General features: G+C 66.5%; 16 protein-coding genes. 7 read left to right on the top strand and 9 right to left on the bottom strand.

Features of this window, described 5'->3' with window-relative positions:
- Position 1: 1 nt before the first annotated feature.
- The 5 genes from BMZ21_RS24570 to BMZ21_RS24550 all read right to left on the bottom strand — a co-directional run bounded on the left by BMZ21_RS24570 (position 2) and on the right by BMZ21_RS24550 (position 4280).
- Positions 2-505, bottom strand: a complete 504-nt coding sequence (locus tag BMZ21_RS24570) for a winged helix-turn-helix transcriptional regulator (RefSeq protein ID WP_091840966.1) — start codon at positions 503-505, stop codon at positions 2-4.
- Positions 506-578: 73 nt separating this feature from the next.
- Complete coding sequence (locus tag BMZ21_RS24565; protein ID WP_342029053.1) at positions 579-1721, bottom strand: ABC transporter permease; 1143 nt, start codon at positions 1719-1721, stop codon at positions 579-581.
- 5 nt (positions 1722-1726) lie between these two features.
- Entirely contained in the window at positions 1727-2659 is a 933-nt protein-coding gene (locus tag BMZ21_RS24560) for an ABC transporter ATP-binding protein (RefSeq protein WP_091840963.1), read from the bottom strand.
- Entirely contained in the window at positions 2656-3612 is a 957-nt protein-coding gene (locus BMZ21_RS24555; protein WP_091840960.1) for an HlyD family secretion protein, read from the bottom strand. The genes BMZ21_RS24560 and BMZ21_RS24555 overlap by 4 nt, the downstream gene beginning before the upstream one ends.
- On the bottom strand, positions 3609-4280 hold the full coding sequence (locus BMZ21_RS24550; protein WP_091840957.1) for a CerR family C-terminal domain-containing protein: 672 nt from the start codon (positions 4278-4280) through the stop codon (positions 3609-3611). The genes BMZ21_RS24555 and BMZ21_RS24550 overlap by 4 nt, the downstream gene beginning before the upstream one ends.
- 64 nt (positions 4281-4344) lie before the next feature.
- Here BMZ21_RS24550 and BMZ21_RS24545 point away from each other — a divergent pair, with 64 nt between their 5' ends.
- On the top strand, positions 4345-4638 hold the full coding sequence (locus BMZ21_RS24545) for a hypothetical protein (protein WP_091840955.1): 294 nt from the start codon (positions 4345-4347) through the stop codon (positions 4636-4638).
- Between the two features lie 12 nt (positions 4639-4650).
- Here BMZ21_RS24545 and BMZ21_RS24540 read toward each other — a convergent pair whose 3' ends face one another.
- On the bottom strand, positions 4651-5376 hold the full coding sequence (locus BMZ21_RS24540) for an NIPSNAP family protein (protein ID WP_091840952.1): 726 nt from the start codon (positions 5374-5376) through the stop codon (positions 4651-4653).
- Between the two features lie 53 nt (positions 5377-5429).
- On the opposite strand from BMZ21_RS24540, the gene BMZ21_RS24535 reads away from it, so the two are divergent.
- The 4 genes from BMZ21_RS24535 (at position 5430) to BMZ21_RS24520 (ending at position 7866) form a co-directional block, all read left to right on the top strand.
- Positions 5430-6086: a TetR/AcrR family transcriptional regulator gene (locus BMZ21_RS24535; protein ID WP_143079789.1), complete on the top strand. Its 657-nt coding sequence runs from the start codon at positions 5430-5432 to the stop codon at positions 6084-6086.
- A 142-nt stretch (positions 6087-6228) separates the two neighbouring features.
- Positions 6229-6672 (top strand): nuclear transport factor 2 family protein, encoded by a 444-nt coding sequence (locus tag BMZ21_RS24530; protein WP_208862367.1) that lies wholly within the window; start codon positions 6229-6231, stop codon positions 6670-6672.
- Positions 6673-6683: 11 nt separating this feature from the next.
- Complete coding sequence (locus tag BMZ21_RS24525) at positions 6684-7196, top strand: DUF3237 domain-containing protein (protein WP_091841334.1); 513 nt, start codon at positions 6684-6686, stop codon at positions 7194-7196.
- A 154-nt stretch (positions 7197-7350) separates the two neighbouring features.
- Positions 7351-7866, top strand: coding sequence for a winged helix-turn-helix transcriptional regulator (locus BMZ21_RS24520; RefSeq protein ID WP_091840944.1), 516 nt, complete (start codon positions 7351-7353; stop codon positions 7864-7866).
- A gap of 114 nt (positions 7867-7980) precedes the next feature.
- On the opposite strand, the gene BMZ21_RS24515 is transcribed toward BMZ21_RS24520, so the two are convergent.
- The 3 genes from BMZ21_RS24515 to BMZ21_RS24505 form a co-directional block, all read right to left on the bottom strand.
- A complete protein-coding gene (locus BMZ21_RS24515) occupies positions 7981-8388 on the bottom strand; it encodes a VOC family protein (RefSeq protein ID WP_091840942.1) in 408 nt (135 codons plus the stop codon).
- Between the two features lie 137 nt (positions 8389-8525).
- Positions 8526-9125 carry a Crp/Fnr family transcriptional regulator gene (locus BMZ21_RS24510; RefSeq protein WP_091841332.1) on the bottom strand — a complete coding sequence of 200 codons (600 nt, stop codon included), beginning with the start codon at positions 9123-9125 and terminating at the stop codon, positions 8526-8528.
- A 29-nt stretch (positions 9126-9154) separates the two neighbouring features.
- Complete coding sequence (locus tag BMZ21_RS24505; protein ID WP_244543994.1) at positions 9155-9862, bottom strand: GntR family transcriptional regulator; 708 nt, start codon at positions 9860-9862, stop codon at positions 9155-9157.
- Positions 9863-10032: 170 nt separating this feature from the next.
- On the opposite strand from BMZ21_RS24505, the gene BMZ21_RS24500 reads away from it, so the two are divergent.
- Together BMZ21_RS24500 and BMZ21_RS24495 are read left to right on the top strand one after the other, a co-directional pair.
- The gene (locus BMZ21_RS24500; RefSeq protein WP_091840936.1) at positions 10033-11007 is read left to right on the top strand and encodes a tripartite tricarboxylate transporter substrate-binding protein; all 975 of its coding nucleotides are present in this window, start codon (positions 10033-10035) and stop codon (positions 11005-11007) included.
- A gap of 70 nt (positions 11008-11077) precedes the next feature.
- Positions 11078-12154, top strand: coding sequence for a tartrate dehydrogenase (locus BMZ21_RS24495; protein ID WP_091841329.1), 1077 nt, complete (start codon positions 11078-11080; stop codon positions 12152-12154).
- Positions 12155-12161: the final 7 nt, after the last annotated feature.

The raw sequence follows: 12161 nt of genomic DNA, 5'->3' as shown, positions 1-12161 counted from the left end.
ATTACGATCTGGCTCGCGTAGCGGCCTGGCGCGCCGCGAGGCGCTCGCGCAGGTCGTTGCTGGCGCGCGGCCCGGCGATGACGGTAGCGCTTTCCGCGGTGACTGGTTGCAGGGTCGCCGCGTCGACGACGATCGGGGTGATTGGCCGGCCGGTCCCGCGCTCGGCCAGCAGCAGCGAGGCGCCTTCGGGAGCAAGATGCCGATTGGCGAAGCCGATCAGCGCCACGACGACCGGGAAGACGTCGCGGCCCTTCTCGGTCAGGACATATTCGTAGCGCTTCGGCCGCTCGCTATAGAGCCGCCGCTCGAACAGCCCGCTCTCGGTGAGATGCTTCAGCCGGCGCGTCAGCATGTTCGGCGCGATGCCGAGGCTGCGCTCGAACTCGTCGAAGCGAGTCAGCCCCTGCAGCGCATCGCGCAGGATCAGGATGCTCCACCACTCACCGACGGTCTCGACGGCAAGTGCGCAGGGGCATTCGGTGAGAGGAGCGAGCTTGGGTTGCATGGCCCAGGCTCGCTACAGCAGTCACTATTATTTTGCAAGCAACAACGCCGAACGACGCACGGCGCCCCGCCCGTCAATCCAGCGTGCTCCTGAACCGCAGCAGCGCGATGCCGGCATAGAGCGGCACGAAGATCGAGAGGTAGAACACCTCCAGCCCGATATCGCCGAGATCCGCCCCCTTCAGCATGATGGCGCGGACGACGCGCAGAAAATGCGTCAGCGGGAAGATCTCGCCGAGCCACTGCGCCCACAGCGGCATGCCGGCATAGGGGAACATGAAGCCGGACAGCAGCAGCGAGGGCAGGAAGAAGAAGAAGGTCAATTGCATCGCCTGGAGCTGCGTGCGCGCCATGGTCGAGATCGTGTAGCCGAGCAGCACCAGCGCCAGCACGAAGATGGTGACGCTGGTCAAGAGCAGTCCGAGGCTGCCGAGGAAGGGCACGCCGAACAGCAGCTTCGCCGCCGAGAGCACCACCGCGACCTGGATGCTGCCGACCGCGAGATAGGGCAGCACCTTGCCGAGCATGATCTCGCCCGGCGTCGCCGGCATCGCCAGCAGGTTCTCCATGGTGCCGCGCTCGATCTCGCGGGTCAGCGCCATCGCCGTCATCATAACCATGGTCATCTGCAGGATGACGCCGAGCAGGCCGGGCACAATGTTGTATTGGGTGATGCCCTCGGGATTGTAGCGCCGGTGGATGACGAACGAGAGCGCGCTCTCGCTCTGCTCGCGCTTGAGCTCCTCGGTACCGAGCGCCCGCGTCAATGCCCGGCTGGCGATGGTCTGGAGCGCACCGACGGCATTGCTTGAGGCCGCCGGATCGGTCGCATCGGCCTCGACCAGAATGCGCGGCTCGTCCCCGCGTTCGACCCGCATGCCGAAATCGCTGGGAATGGTGACGAGGAAGGAGATCGCGCCGCGCGCCATCAGGCTCTGCGCCTCCGCCGCGCTCTCCGGCCGCTTGGCGAAGCGGTAATAGCCGGAGACCTCCAATGCCGCGACGACCGAACGGGTGTAGCGATCCTGGCCCAGCGCCAAAACCGCCGCCGGCAAGCCCTTGGGATCGTTGTTGATCGCGTAGCCGAACAGCAGCAGCTGGACGATCGGCACCACCAGCATCATCGCGAAGGTGATGCGGTCGCGCCGCATCTGGACGAACTCCTTGGCCAGCACCGCGCCGAGCCGGCCGGGCGAGAACAGGGATGCCAGCGCCATCGTGCTCATGCCGCCCTCCCCTCGGCTTGCGCCTTCGCCATGAACTGGATGAAGACATCCTCCAGGCTGGTCGCGTCGGGCTCGACACGGATGCCGGGACGGTCCTTGAGATGCGCCAGCGCGGCTTCGAGCCTAGCCTTGTCGGTGCCGACAACGTGCAATGTCGTCCCGAAGGGCGCGACCTGCTCGACGCCATCGGTCTTCGCCAGCGCGGCGATCTCGGCCGGCTTCAGTGCGCCATGGACGACATAGGTCGAAAGGCCCGAGCCTTTCACCACCTCGTCGACCGTGCCGGTCGCCAGCATGCGGCCATAGGCGATGTAGCCGATGCGGTGGCAGCGCTCGGCCTCGTCCATGTAATGGGTCGAGACCAGCACGGTCAGCCCGTCGCCGGCGAGGCGGTGGATTTCATCCCAGAACTCGCGCCGCGCCTTGGGGTCGACGCCGGCGGTCGGCTCGTCGAGCAAAAGCAGCTTCGGCTGGTGCATGATGCAGGCGGCGAGTGCGAGGCGCTGCTTCCAGCCCCCCGACAGCGTGCCGGCGAGCTGGTCCTTGCGCGAGGTCAGGCCAAGACTGTCGAGCGTGCGCGCCACGGCATCCTCGACCGGCTTGAGCGCATAGAGCCGGGCGACGAAGGTCAGGTTCTCCTCGATCGTCAGGTCCTCGTAGAACGAGAACTTCTGCGTCATGTAGCCGACCTGGAGCTTGATCTCGGCGCTCTGGGTGCGGACATCCAGCCCGAGCACCGTCCCCTCCCCGGCATCGGGCGTGAGCAGGCCGCAGATCAGCCGGATCGTCGTGGTCTTGCCGGAGCCGTTGGGCCCAAGGAAGCCGACGATCTCGCCTTCCCTGACCGCGAGATCGACATTGTCGACGACCGTGCGCGTGCCGAAGCGCTTGGTCAGGCCGCGCACGTCGATGACGTTGCGCTCGCTCACCGCCGCCCCCGCAGCATGACGTCGACGATCTGCCCAGGCTGGAGCCGCGTCGCAGGGGCGCCCTCGGGCCGCGCCTCGACGAGATAGACCAGCTTCTGCCGCGTTTCGGCCGAATAGATCACCGGCGGGGTGAATTCCGGCTCCTGCGAGACATAGGACACGGTGGCCGCCATCCCCTGTGGACAGCCCGAGCAGCGCACGTCGAGCTGCGTGCCAACGCTGGTGCCGAACAGCAGTGCCTCCGGCACGTAGAGCATCAGCTTGACCGCACCGTCGGGCAGGATCGTCAACGCCGGCGCCGACGGGCCGGCGAGCTCGCCGGGATGGCGCACCAGATCGGTGACGATCCCGGCCGCCGGCGCCATCAGCTTGCGCTGGCCGAGCCGCCACTTGGCCTGGTCGAGCGCGGCCTGCGCCTGCGCCACCTGGTTCTGCGCCGCCTTGATCTCCTCTTCGCGCGCCGCCAGCCGGGCGACGGCGAGATTGGCGGCGCTCTGGCGCACATTCGCCGCGGCGACGTCGCGCGCGGTCTGGGCCTGATCGAGATCGGCCTGGGTCGAGACGCCGCGCCGGAAGAGATCCTGCCGCCGCTCCAGCGCCCGCTCGGCCTCGCGCTCCTGCGCCTTGGCGGAGACGGCTGTCGCCTCGATCACCGCGATCTCCTCCGGCCTTTTGCCGCTGAGCAGGTTGGCGAGCTGCGCCTGCGCCTGCACCAGCCGCGCCTCGCTCTCGGCGACAGCGTTGCGGGCATCGTCGGCCTGCAGTTCGGCAAGCAGCGCACCGGGCGCGACGCGCTCGCCGCGGCGGACCGAGACGTTCTCGATCCGCGCCGTGTCGATCGGGCCGAGGCGGACATATTCGCCCTCGACATAGCCGACGACGCGAGTGGTCGGCGGCGCGCAGATTCCGAGCGAAGCGGCGATGGCGAAGGAGCAGATGAAATCGAGGATCATGACGCCTCTCCCCTGCATGCGAGGATGCTGGCGCGAACCGAGCGCCTGACTGTTTCAGCTATGGCGCGCGCCTCCTCCGGGCCGATCGCGTCCCAGCCCAGGCGCCGGGTGACCGCCGGCCGCGCGATGCGGAAATAGAAGACCTGGCCGATCGCGGCGAAGACGGCGAGCTTGGTTGCCGGCGCCTCCGGCTCCATACCCGTCGCTGCAGCCCAGACTTGGCAGACCCGGCGATGCACCGGTTCGAACAGTCCGCCATAGATCGTCTCGAAGGCCGGGCTCGGCGTCAGCATCTCGCGCACGACGAAGCGAGCGACGACCTCGCTCTCTGGAACCGTCGTCAGAAAGGCGACGACCCGGTCGATCAGCGCGAGCAGCTGCTCGGTGGCGACGTCGCGATCCGCCGCATCGATCGTGATCGAGACCGTGGGAGCCCCACCTGCCAGCACGGCCTGCATCCGGGCGATGATCGCCTCGGCGCAGGCCTGCCTGAGCCCATCCTTGCCGCCGAAATGATAGGCGATGCCGGCGCTGTTGACCTTCGCCGCCTGGGCGATCTCACGCGTCGAGGTCGCATCGAAGCCATTGCGGCCGAACAGGTCGAGCCCGGCGCGGATCAGCGCCTGCCGCGTGCCCTCGGCGTCCTTGAGAATGGATGTACGTGCCATGGCGAGGCCGATAGCATGGCTTCTGAATTTAATCAATCGATTGATTGAATCAAGGAGAGCGTTATTGGATCCGGGCGTCCTTGTATCGATCCGCAAAGAGATTCTCTCCAGCCTGCGCGGTCCGCCAGTGCGACGCAGCCGGTCCATTACCTGGCCCGAGAGGCCGCTGGGGCAGCTTCATCGGGACATCTTTCTGCAGCCGAGCCGGCGCAGGCATCGCAGCGCGGCGGGAGAAAATTTCGACCCCCTGCGGCGGTCCATCGAAGCGGTGGCGCAGGTATCGTCCGACGACACGGACATCGTCGTCACCGCAGCGCAGGCCCAGCCGTCAGCTGCTTTTCACCTGCGCTGCCCGTGAGCTTGGCATCGCCTACCAGCGATGGCGCGAGCGCCCGGTGGGGATGAGCCGCGCCGTCTCGATCGGGCGCCATAGCCGTCGGTCCAGAGCGGGAAACACCGCATCCCGCCACGCTGCTGCCCGCTCGAGCCTGGACTGATAGGCTGTTTCGGCCGCTGCGTCCGCAAAGGCCGCGATCCAGACGAACACGGGTTCGCCTTCGCGCACGGGAAGCCGGGGAAACGAATTCCTTTCTGCTGCGGAGACGAAAGTCCCGTCGATCCTGGCGCCCGCCTGCTCGAGGAGCGGTCTCGCCTCTGTCTCGAAAAAGGTCGCGAATTCCTGCTCGCGGCCGGGGGCGAGTGAGCAGATCGAGATGGTGATCAGACCTTTTCCGGCCGTGCCCGATGCGTCTTCTCGGTCGGCGCCGGATCTTGGGAGCAGTGCCGGATCGAGCCTGCCGGGAGCAAGCAGCAGCACATTGTCCGAGTTGACCATCGTCGCGTTCGCCGCAGGGCCGAAGCGGTCCCAGACATCGCCGGTGTAGAAGGTCGCGAGAGCTTGTGCGCGCGCATCGATGCTCTCGAACGAGCGGAGCCAGACGAAGGCGTCTGGATCGCCAGTGTCGCGGTAAATCGCCGGGACGTCCATTCCGACAGCTTCCTGGGTGTGGACGAACTCGCGCTCGAAGAGGGTGAGCAGCTCGTCGAAAGCGCCCGGGTTCAGCCGATAGCGCCGCAGCTCGAAAAGGATGGACACCGGATTCCTCCAAACAGGTCAACTGTCCTGTTTTACAGGACAGTTGACCTGTTTTGTCAATCGCCTATTTTTCGGGGAGCTCGATATCGGACGAACGGGAGAAGGGCATGGGACGCCGAGCACAGCGCAACGATCCCGATGGCCTGCGCAACGCGATCATCGACCAGGCGTTCGAGGCGTTCACCGTCCATGGCTTCGGCTCGACCTCGATCGGCGACCTGAAGGCCGCAATGGGTGTGTCCGGCGGGGCTTTCTCGCATCATTTTCCGACGAAGAAAGCATTGGGCCTCGCCGTCATTCGCGAGCGTGTCGCAGCGTCGATCGAAGCCACCTGGATCGATCCGCTCCGCCGCGCACCCAGCGCCATTTCCGGCCTCGATGCGGTGTTCTTGTCGGTGATCGACGAGCTGGACGCCAACGGCAAGGTGTCCGGCTGCCCGCTCGGGAACCTGGCCGTCGAACTCTCGCGGCAGGACGACGATCTCAGGCTGGAAATGGATGCGATCTATGCGCGATGGCGCGCGGTCATAGCCGAGCGCCTTCCCCATCGCGCTTCCGAAGACCCGGCCGGGCCAGGCGACGCCGACGGCCTCGCAACGCTCGTCGTGGCGACATTCACGGGCGGAATCACGATGGCGAAGGCCTCGCAGACCTCCGAACCACTGCGGCGAAGCTGGCAAAGGCTTCGCTCGTTACTAGCCGCAAGCTGAGTGCCACGCCTGAGGCGGTCCCAGTCCAGTTAGCCGATGCCATGTCGCGCACGCCAGCGCCACGGTCCGAAACGCGCGTCCGCGGTCGGCCGACATTTACTTTTCTTTTCATAGTCACTTGCTTCTATGAAAATCATAGGTAGTGTTCTGGAGCGCGGACGGCCGCGCTCGAACCCCGGAGGACGCCTTGTCCACACATGCCGATTTGAACGTTGCGGAGATCGCGGAGCGATACGCGGCTGCCTGGAAGTCCCATGATGTCGATGCCATCCTCGCCCTGCATGCCGAGGACTCCACCTTCCAGGCCCATGGCCGTGTCGGCCAAGTTCGAGGTCGCGATGCACTGCGCGCCGCGTTCTCGCAGGTTTTCGAGCGTTACCCCGAGTTCGGCGTGGAGACGCACCGGCTCTTGCTCGGTGACCGTCACTGGACGCTCGACTGGACGCTGACGTTCAAGCCGGACGGGAAGGATCGCCGAGGCTTCCGAGCCCTTGATGTCGTCGAGGTCGACCACAACGGGCTCGTCAGGAGCAAGGACACCTTCTTCAATTTCGCTGAGGTCAAGGCGGCGTTCGAAGCGGCATGATGGACACGGCCATGAACCAAGAAGCATCTGCCGCCGACCGCGTGGCGCCGTTGTTCGATCGGGCGCTGGTCGACGCGCTGCCGGTCGAGCATCTGTTCGATCTCAGCATCGATCTGGAAATCGGCCAGGTGATCCCGACGCCCGTCGGCACGCGCTTGACCTTCGTGGTCAAGGGCGGCCGCCTTGAAGGGCCTCGGCTGCGTGGCCAGATGCTGCCGGGCGGCGGCGACTGGGTCTCCCTCGGCGCAGACGGCATCAGCCGCATGGATGTCCGCGCAACCCTGCGCACCGATGATGGCGTTCTCATCCACTACGAGTCGCACGGCATCCTCAAATTCCCGGCGGATGGCCGTCAGCGTCTGGCCAGGGGCGAGCGGATATCCTTCGACGAGAGCTATGTGCGCCCGACGCCCAGGTTCGAGACATCGGACGAGCGCTATGCCTGGCTTTGCGGCATCGTCACCGTCGGCTACGGCGAATACGGTCAGGGCCGCATCGATCATCGGATGTACCGCATCCTGTGAGGCGCAGCTGCGCAGTGCATGGACAGCGCTGCGCAGTGTCCGGTGCCGAGCTGCGCCCTCGCATGGACGATGGCTGCGAGCGAGCCCGCGATTGTTGGCTGATGTATTGCCAAGCCGACCTTGATCCCTATGGTTTTCATATTGGGAGCGACCGATGGATAGCTGCACGATGGAAGCCGGAGCATCGGGGGCCGATCAGACGCTCTGTCCGGTCGCACGCGCCCAGGCGCTCGTCGGGGATCGCTTCACCGTGGTGATCCTGCGGGAGCTGTTCATGGGGAATGGCCGCTTCGAGCAGCTTCAGTGCCAGGCCGACGTTACCCCGCAGATGCTGGCGACCCGGCTGAAGAAGCTGGAGACGCTGGGCTTGCTGGAGCGGCGCGCCTACAGCACGCGGCCGCTCCGGCACGAATACGTCCTGACCCCCATGGGCCTGGCCTTTCATCCTGTCCTGCTGGCGCTGCGGGCCTGGGGCGAGACCTGGCTCAAATCCGGCGAGGAGAAGGTCGCGGTCCGCTATGTGCACAATCCGTGCGGTGCCGACCCTGGCCTTGGACCGACCTGCCAGAACTGCGGCGAGGTGATGCGCCGCGACGATCTCACCTCGACCCTCGACGAGGCCTATGCGGCTGAGCGGGACAAGCGATGGGCGGACTTCAAGCCGCGGTGATGCGACTTGTTCACCGGCCGCCTGGCACCGGATTGAAAGAAGCCAGGCGGTCCCCCGCCGGGCTTTTCGACCGGTTTGGCTATTGGAAGGTCCTTACAAGAGCGAACCTGCGTCTCAGCCCGCTGGGATCGCAGCCGGATCCATCCACACGGCCTCCCAGACATGGCCGTCGGGGTCGGCCAGGCTGCGATTGAACAGGAAGCCGAGATCCTGCTGTGGATTGACGTCGGCGGTGCCGCCATGGCTGGCCGCCGCCTCGTTCATCCGGTCGACCGCCTCGCGGCTCTCGCAGGAGACCGCCAGCATGACCTCGCTCATGCCCGCCGGCGGAATCGGGCGGCTGGTGAAGCCCTGCCATTTGGCATGGGTAAGCAGCATCACATGGATCGCTTCGCTCCAGACCATGCAAGCGGAGCCTTCGTCGCTGAACTGGGCGTTGTTGACGAAGCCCAGCGCCTCGTAGAAGGCCCTGGCACGCGCCAGTTCCGCCACCGGCAGGTTCACGAAAATCATCTTGACCATTTGCCATCTCCCGCGAGCGTCGCGCTGCGCGCCCCGCTCTGTCCGACAAGCGCCGCGATGACCGTCATCGCGGCTGCTTGATGGCGAGTGCTAGGGGCGATGCGGCGCCGGCGAATTGATGTTTGGTAAGAAACGCCTCAGCCGCGCTCCATCCGGCCGTAGGCGATGGCGCGCCGCAGGCGGCTGAGGCTTTCCGGGGTGATGCCGAGCCAGGCAGCGATGTGGTGCTGTTTCAGCCGCCGGTGCAGTTCCGGCTCGCGGCGGATGAAGTCGCGATAGCGCTTCATGGCATCATCGTGTCGGAACGAGATCTCGCCCGGCTCCTTCTCGATGATCCAGTGCCGTTCCATGTAGCGGATGTAGAAGGCGGCGATATCGGGGAACGTCGCGGCGAGCGCCCTGAAGGCCGCGAAGTCGTATTCGAGAACGGTGCTGTCCTCGATCGCGGTGATGGTGAACAGGCTCGGCTCGCCCAGCAGCGTGGCGCTGACCGAGGCGGCGATGCGGTTCTCCGGAAAGAAATATTTGACGATCAGGTCGCCATCCGGGCCGACATAGTGCTGGTAGAACAGACCCTCGACGACGAAGGCGCAGCTGGTCGGGACATCCCCTGCCCTGATGAAGATGTCGTCCTTTCGATAGTGCCTGGGTCGCAGAAGGGCAGTCCAGGCGCGCTCGGCCGCCTCCGACAGCGCAGCATAGGTCCGGATTTTCGCAAAGAAGGCATCCGTCGTCATTCGGCGGTCCCGCAGCAGCGCGGCATCGTTCAAAGCTGCCTTAGGCCGATATGCTCGATCAAGGGCACGATCTCGTCGCGGGCGGCGACACGGTGCCCCCTCGCGCTGCGATGTGCCTCCGCCGCATCGCCTGCACGCAGTGCCGCGATGATCGTGCGATGCGCCTGCGCCGAGCCGGTCGGCGTGGCACGCAGCTTCAGCGTCAGCATGCGGGCGCGATGGGCCTGGTCGGTCACCGTCTGGGCGATGCGGCGCAGGCGGCCATTGCCGCAATGCTCGACCAGCAGGCGATGGAACAGCTCGTCGGCTTCGGCCCAGCCCGGCAGGTCGCCCTGAGCCAGCGTTGCGTCCATCGCGGCCGTCGCCGCCTCCAGTTCGTCGGCAGCGGTTGCGCGGGTCGCCTCCGGCAACCCCGCCAGCAGCTCCGCCGCCATCGACTCGACCGCAATCACGACCTCGTAGATCTCGCGAATGTCTTGTGGCGCCAGCGGGCAGATCAGCACCCCGCGCTTCGAGAGGACGCGGACAAGCCCGTCTTCCTGCAGCCGGATGATCGCTTCGTGCACCGGCGTGCGGCTCATGCCGAGGCGAACCGCGATCTCCTGCTCAGAGCCCTGATAGCCCGGCGGGAAATCGGTGTCGCGGATCGCCTGCTTCAGCGCCGCATAGGCCTCGTCGACCAGCGAACCGCGCCTGGCTCCAACTTCAACGACATCGGGACGCGCAAGCTCGGCCATGGTTCCTCCACGGCCGATTGAGCACATTTGATTATTTCCATGCAAGCAAGAATGGAAGCTTGACAGCGTGCATCCCTGTCGCGACGATCAGCCATGCAAACTTCCATGGAAGATAAATGGGAGAGCAGATCGAAGCGCCGCCGATCGGCGCTCGCACAGGGAGAGAACCGATGAAGCGAATGCTGCTGACGCTGGCGCTCGGGCTGGCGGCGACGTCTCCGGCGATGGCTCAGGCCCCCTACCCGACCCGCGCGATCACCCTGGTCGTGCCTTTCGCGGCCGGCGGCACCACCGACATCGTCGCCCGGCTGATGGCCGACCATATGGGCCGCACGCTCGGCCAGTCCGTCGTGGTCGAGAACGTCGCCGGCGCCGGCGGCACCACGGGCGCGGCCCGCGTCGCGAAGGCGACGCCGGACGGTTACACGCTGCTGATGGGCAATCTCGGCACGCAGGCGGCCAGCGTCGGGCTCTATCCCAGGCTTGCCTATGACCCGCGTACCGATTTCGAGCCGGTGATGAACTCGGCCTCGACGCCGATGCTGGTGGTCGCCAAGAAGGACCTGCCGGTCAAGGATTTCCGCGAATTCGTCACCTATCTCAAGGCCAACGCCGAGAAGTTGAACTATGGCTCCGGCGGGGTCGGCTCGACCTCGCATCTGACCTGCCTCTTCCTCGATTCGCTGCTCGGCACCAAACCGCAGCACGTCCCCTTCCGCGGCTCCGGCCCGGCGCTGAACGCACTGCTCGGCGGCCAGGTCGATTATGTCTGCGACCAGACCGTCGCGATCGTTCCGAGCGTGCAGGCGAAAGAGGGCAAGGGCCTGGTCGTCGCGGTCAAGAGCCGTCTGTCGGTCATCCCCGATGTCCCGACCTCGGCCGAGCAGGGCCTGCCGCAGTTCCAGGCCACCGGCTGGAACGCGATGTTCGCACCCAAGGGCACGCCGAAGGAGATCGTCGACAGGCTGAACGCCGCCGCCCGCGCCGCGCTCAAGGACGAGCCGACGCGCAAGCGCTTCCTCGATCTCGGCGCCGAATTGCCCGACGAGGCCGGGCAGACCCCGGCGGCGCTCGGCGAGCTCGTCCGCAGCGAGATCGACAAATGGGTGCCGGTCATCCGCAATGCCGGCGTGACGGCGCAGTAGCCACCAGGGCGGCGTCCCGTCCTATAGGGCGCCGAACTCTCACAGCAATATGACAGCATCGGACAAGAGCATGCGCACGCACAGGATCGCCGCCATCGGCGGGGACGGGATCGGCCCCGAGGTCATCGCCGCCGGGCTCCAGGCCCTGGATGCCTGCGCCGAGCGCGATGGCGGCTTCCGCCTCGACATCGAAGCCTTCGACTGGGGTTCCGACTACTACCGCAGGCATGGCGTGATGATGCCGTCCGACGGGGCCGATCGGTTGCGCGCTTTCGACGCTATCTATTTCGGAGCCGTCGGCGCGCCCGACATTCCCGACCATCTGACGCTCTGGGGCCTCAGGCTAGCCATCTGCCAGCCCCTCGACCAATACGCCAATGTCCGCCCGACCCGCATCCTGCCGGGGATCACCAGCCCGCTGCGCCATGTTTCAGGCCCCGAGCTCGACTGGGTGATCGTGCGCGAGAACTCCGAAGGCGAGTATTCCGGCGTCGGCGGGCGCGTCCACAAGGGCCTGCCCGAGGAGGTCGCGACCGATGTCGCGATGTTCACCCGCGCCGGCGTGACGCGGATCCTCCGCTACGCCTTCGAGATCGCCCGCTCGCGGCCGCGCAAGCTGCTGACCGTCGTCACCAAGTCGAACGCCCAGCGCCACGGCATGGTGATGTGGGACGAGATCGCCGCCGAAGTGGCGCGCGAATTCCCGGATGTCGCCTGGGACAAGATGCTGGTCGACGCGATGACCATGCGCATGACGTTGAAGCCGGAGACGCTCGACACCATCGTCGCGACCAATCTCCATGCCGACATCCTCTCGGATCTCGCCGCGGCGCTGGCCGGCTCGCTCGGCATCGCGCCGACCGCGAATCTCAACCCCGAGCGCAAGACGCCCTCGATGTTCGAGCCGATCCATGGCTCGGCCTTCGACATCACCGGCAAGGGCATCGCCAACCCGGTCGCGACCTTCTGGACCGGGGCGATGATGCTGGAGCATCTCGGCGAGAGAGCCGCGGCGGCGCGGCTGATGCGCGCGGTCGAGCGCGTCACCGCCGACCCTGCCCTGCACACGCCCGATCTCGGCGGCACCGCGACGACGGCACAGGTAACGCAGGCCGTCTGCGAGGCGCTCAGGGGCGACAACATCTGAGCGACGG

The organism is Allobosea lupini (assembly GCF_900109525.1).
Classification (GTDB): domain Bacteria; phylum Pseudomonadota; class Alphaproteobacteria; order Rhizobiales; family Beijerinckiaceae; genus Allobosea; species Allobosea lupini.
The sequence above is the reverse complement of the archived record's forward strand: the minus strand, read 5'-3'. Positions and strand labels throughout refer to the sequence as shown.

Bases quoted from the DNA above. Each gene is read 5' to 3' on its own strand.
- BMZ21_RS24550 (WP_091840957.1), bottom strand. From the start codon at position 4,280: ATGGCACGTACATCCATTCTCAAGGACGCCGAGGGCACGCGGCAGGCG.
- BMZ21_RS24520 (WP_091840944.1), top strand. From the start codon at position 7,351: ATGGATAGCTGCACGATGGAAGCCGGAGCATCGGGGGCCGATCAGACG.
- BMZ21_RS24500 (WP_091840936.1), top strand. From the start codon at position 10,033: ATGAAGCGAATGCTGCTGACGCTGGCGCTCGGGCTGGCGGCGACGTCT.
- BMZ21_RS24495 (WP_091841329.1), top strand. From the start codon at position 11,078: ATGCGCACGCACAGGATCGCCGCCATCGGCGGGGACGGGATCGGCCCC.
- BMZ21_RS24525 (WP_091841334.1), top strand. From the start codon at position 6,684: ATGAACCAAGAAGCATCTGCCGCCGACCGCGTGGCGCCGTTGTTCGAT.
- BMZ21_RS24565 (WP_342029053.1), bottom strand. From the start codon at position 1,721: ATGGCGCTGGCATCCCTGTTCTCGCCCGGCCGGCTCGGCGCGGTGCTG.
- BMZ21_RS24555 (WP_091840960.1), bottom strand. From the start codon at position 3,612: ATGATCCTCGATTTCATCTGCTCCTTCGCCATCGCCGCTTCGCTCGGA.
- BMZ21_RS24570 (WP_091840966.1), bottom strand. From the start codon at position 505: ATGCAACCCAAGCTCGCTCCTCTCACCGAATGCCCCTGCGCACTTGCC.
- BMZ21_RS24505 (WP_244543994.1), bottom strand. From the start codon at position 9,862: ATGGCCGAGCTTGCGCGTCCCGATGTCGTTGAAGTTGGAGCCAGGCGC.
- BMZ21_RS24515 (WP_091840942.1), bottom strand. From the start codon at position 8,388: ATGGTCAAGATGATTTTCGTGAACCTGCCGGTGGCGGAACTGGCGCGT.
- BMZ21_RS24510 (WP_091841332.1), bottom strand. From the start codon at position 9,125: ATGACGACGGATGCCTTCTTTGCGAAAATCCGGACCTATGCTGCGCTG.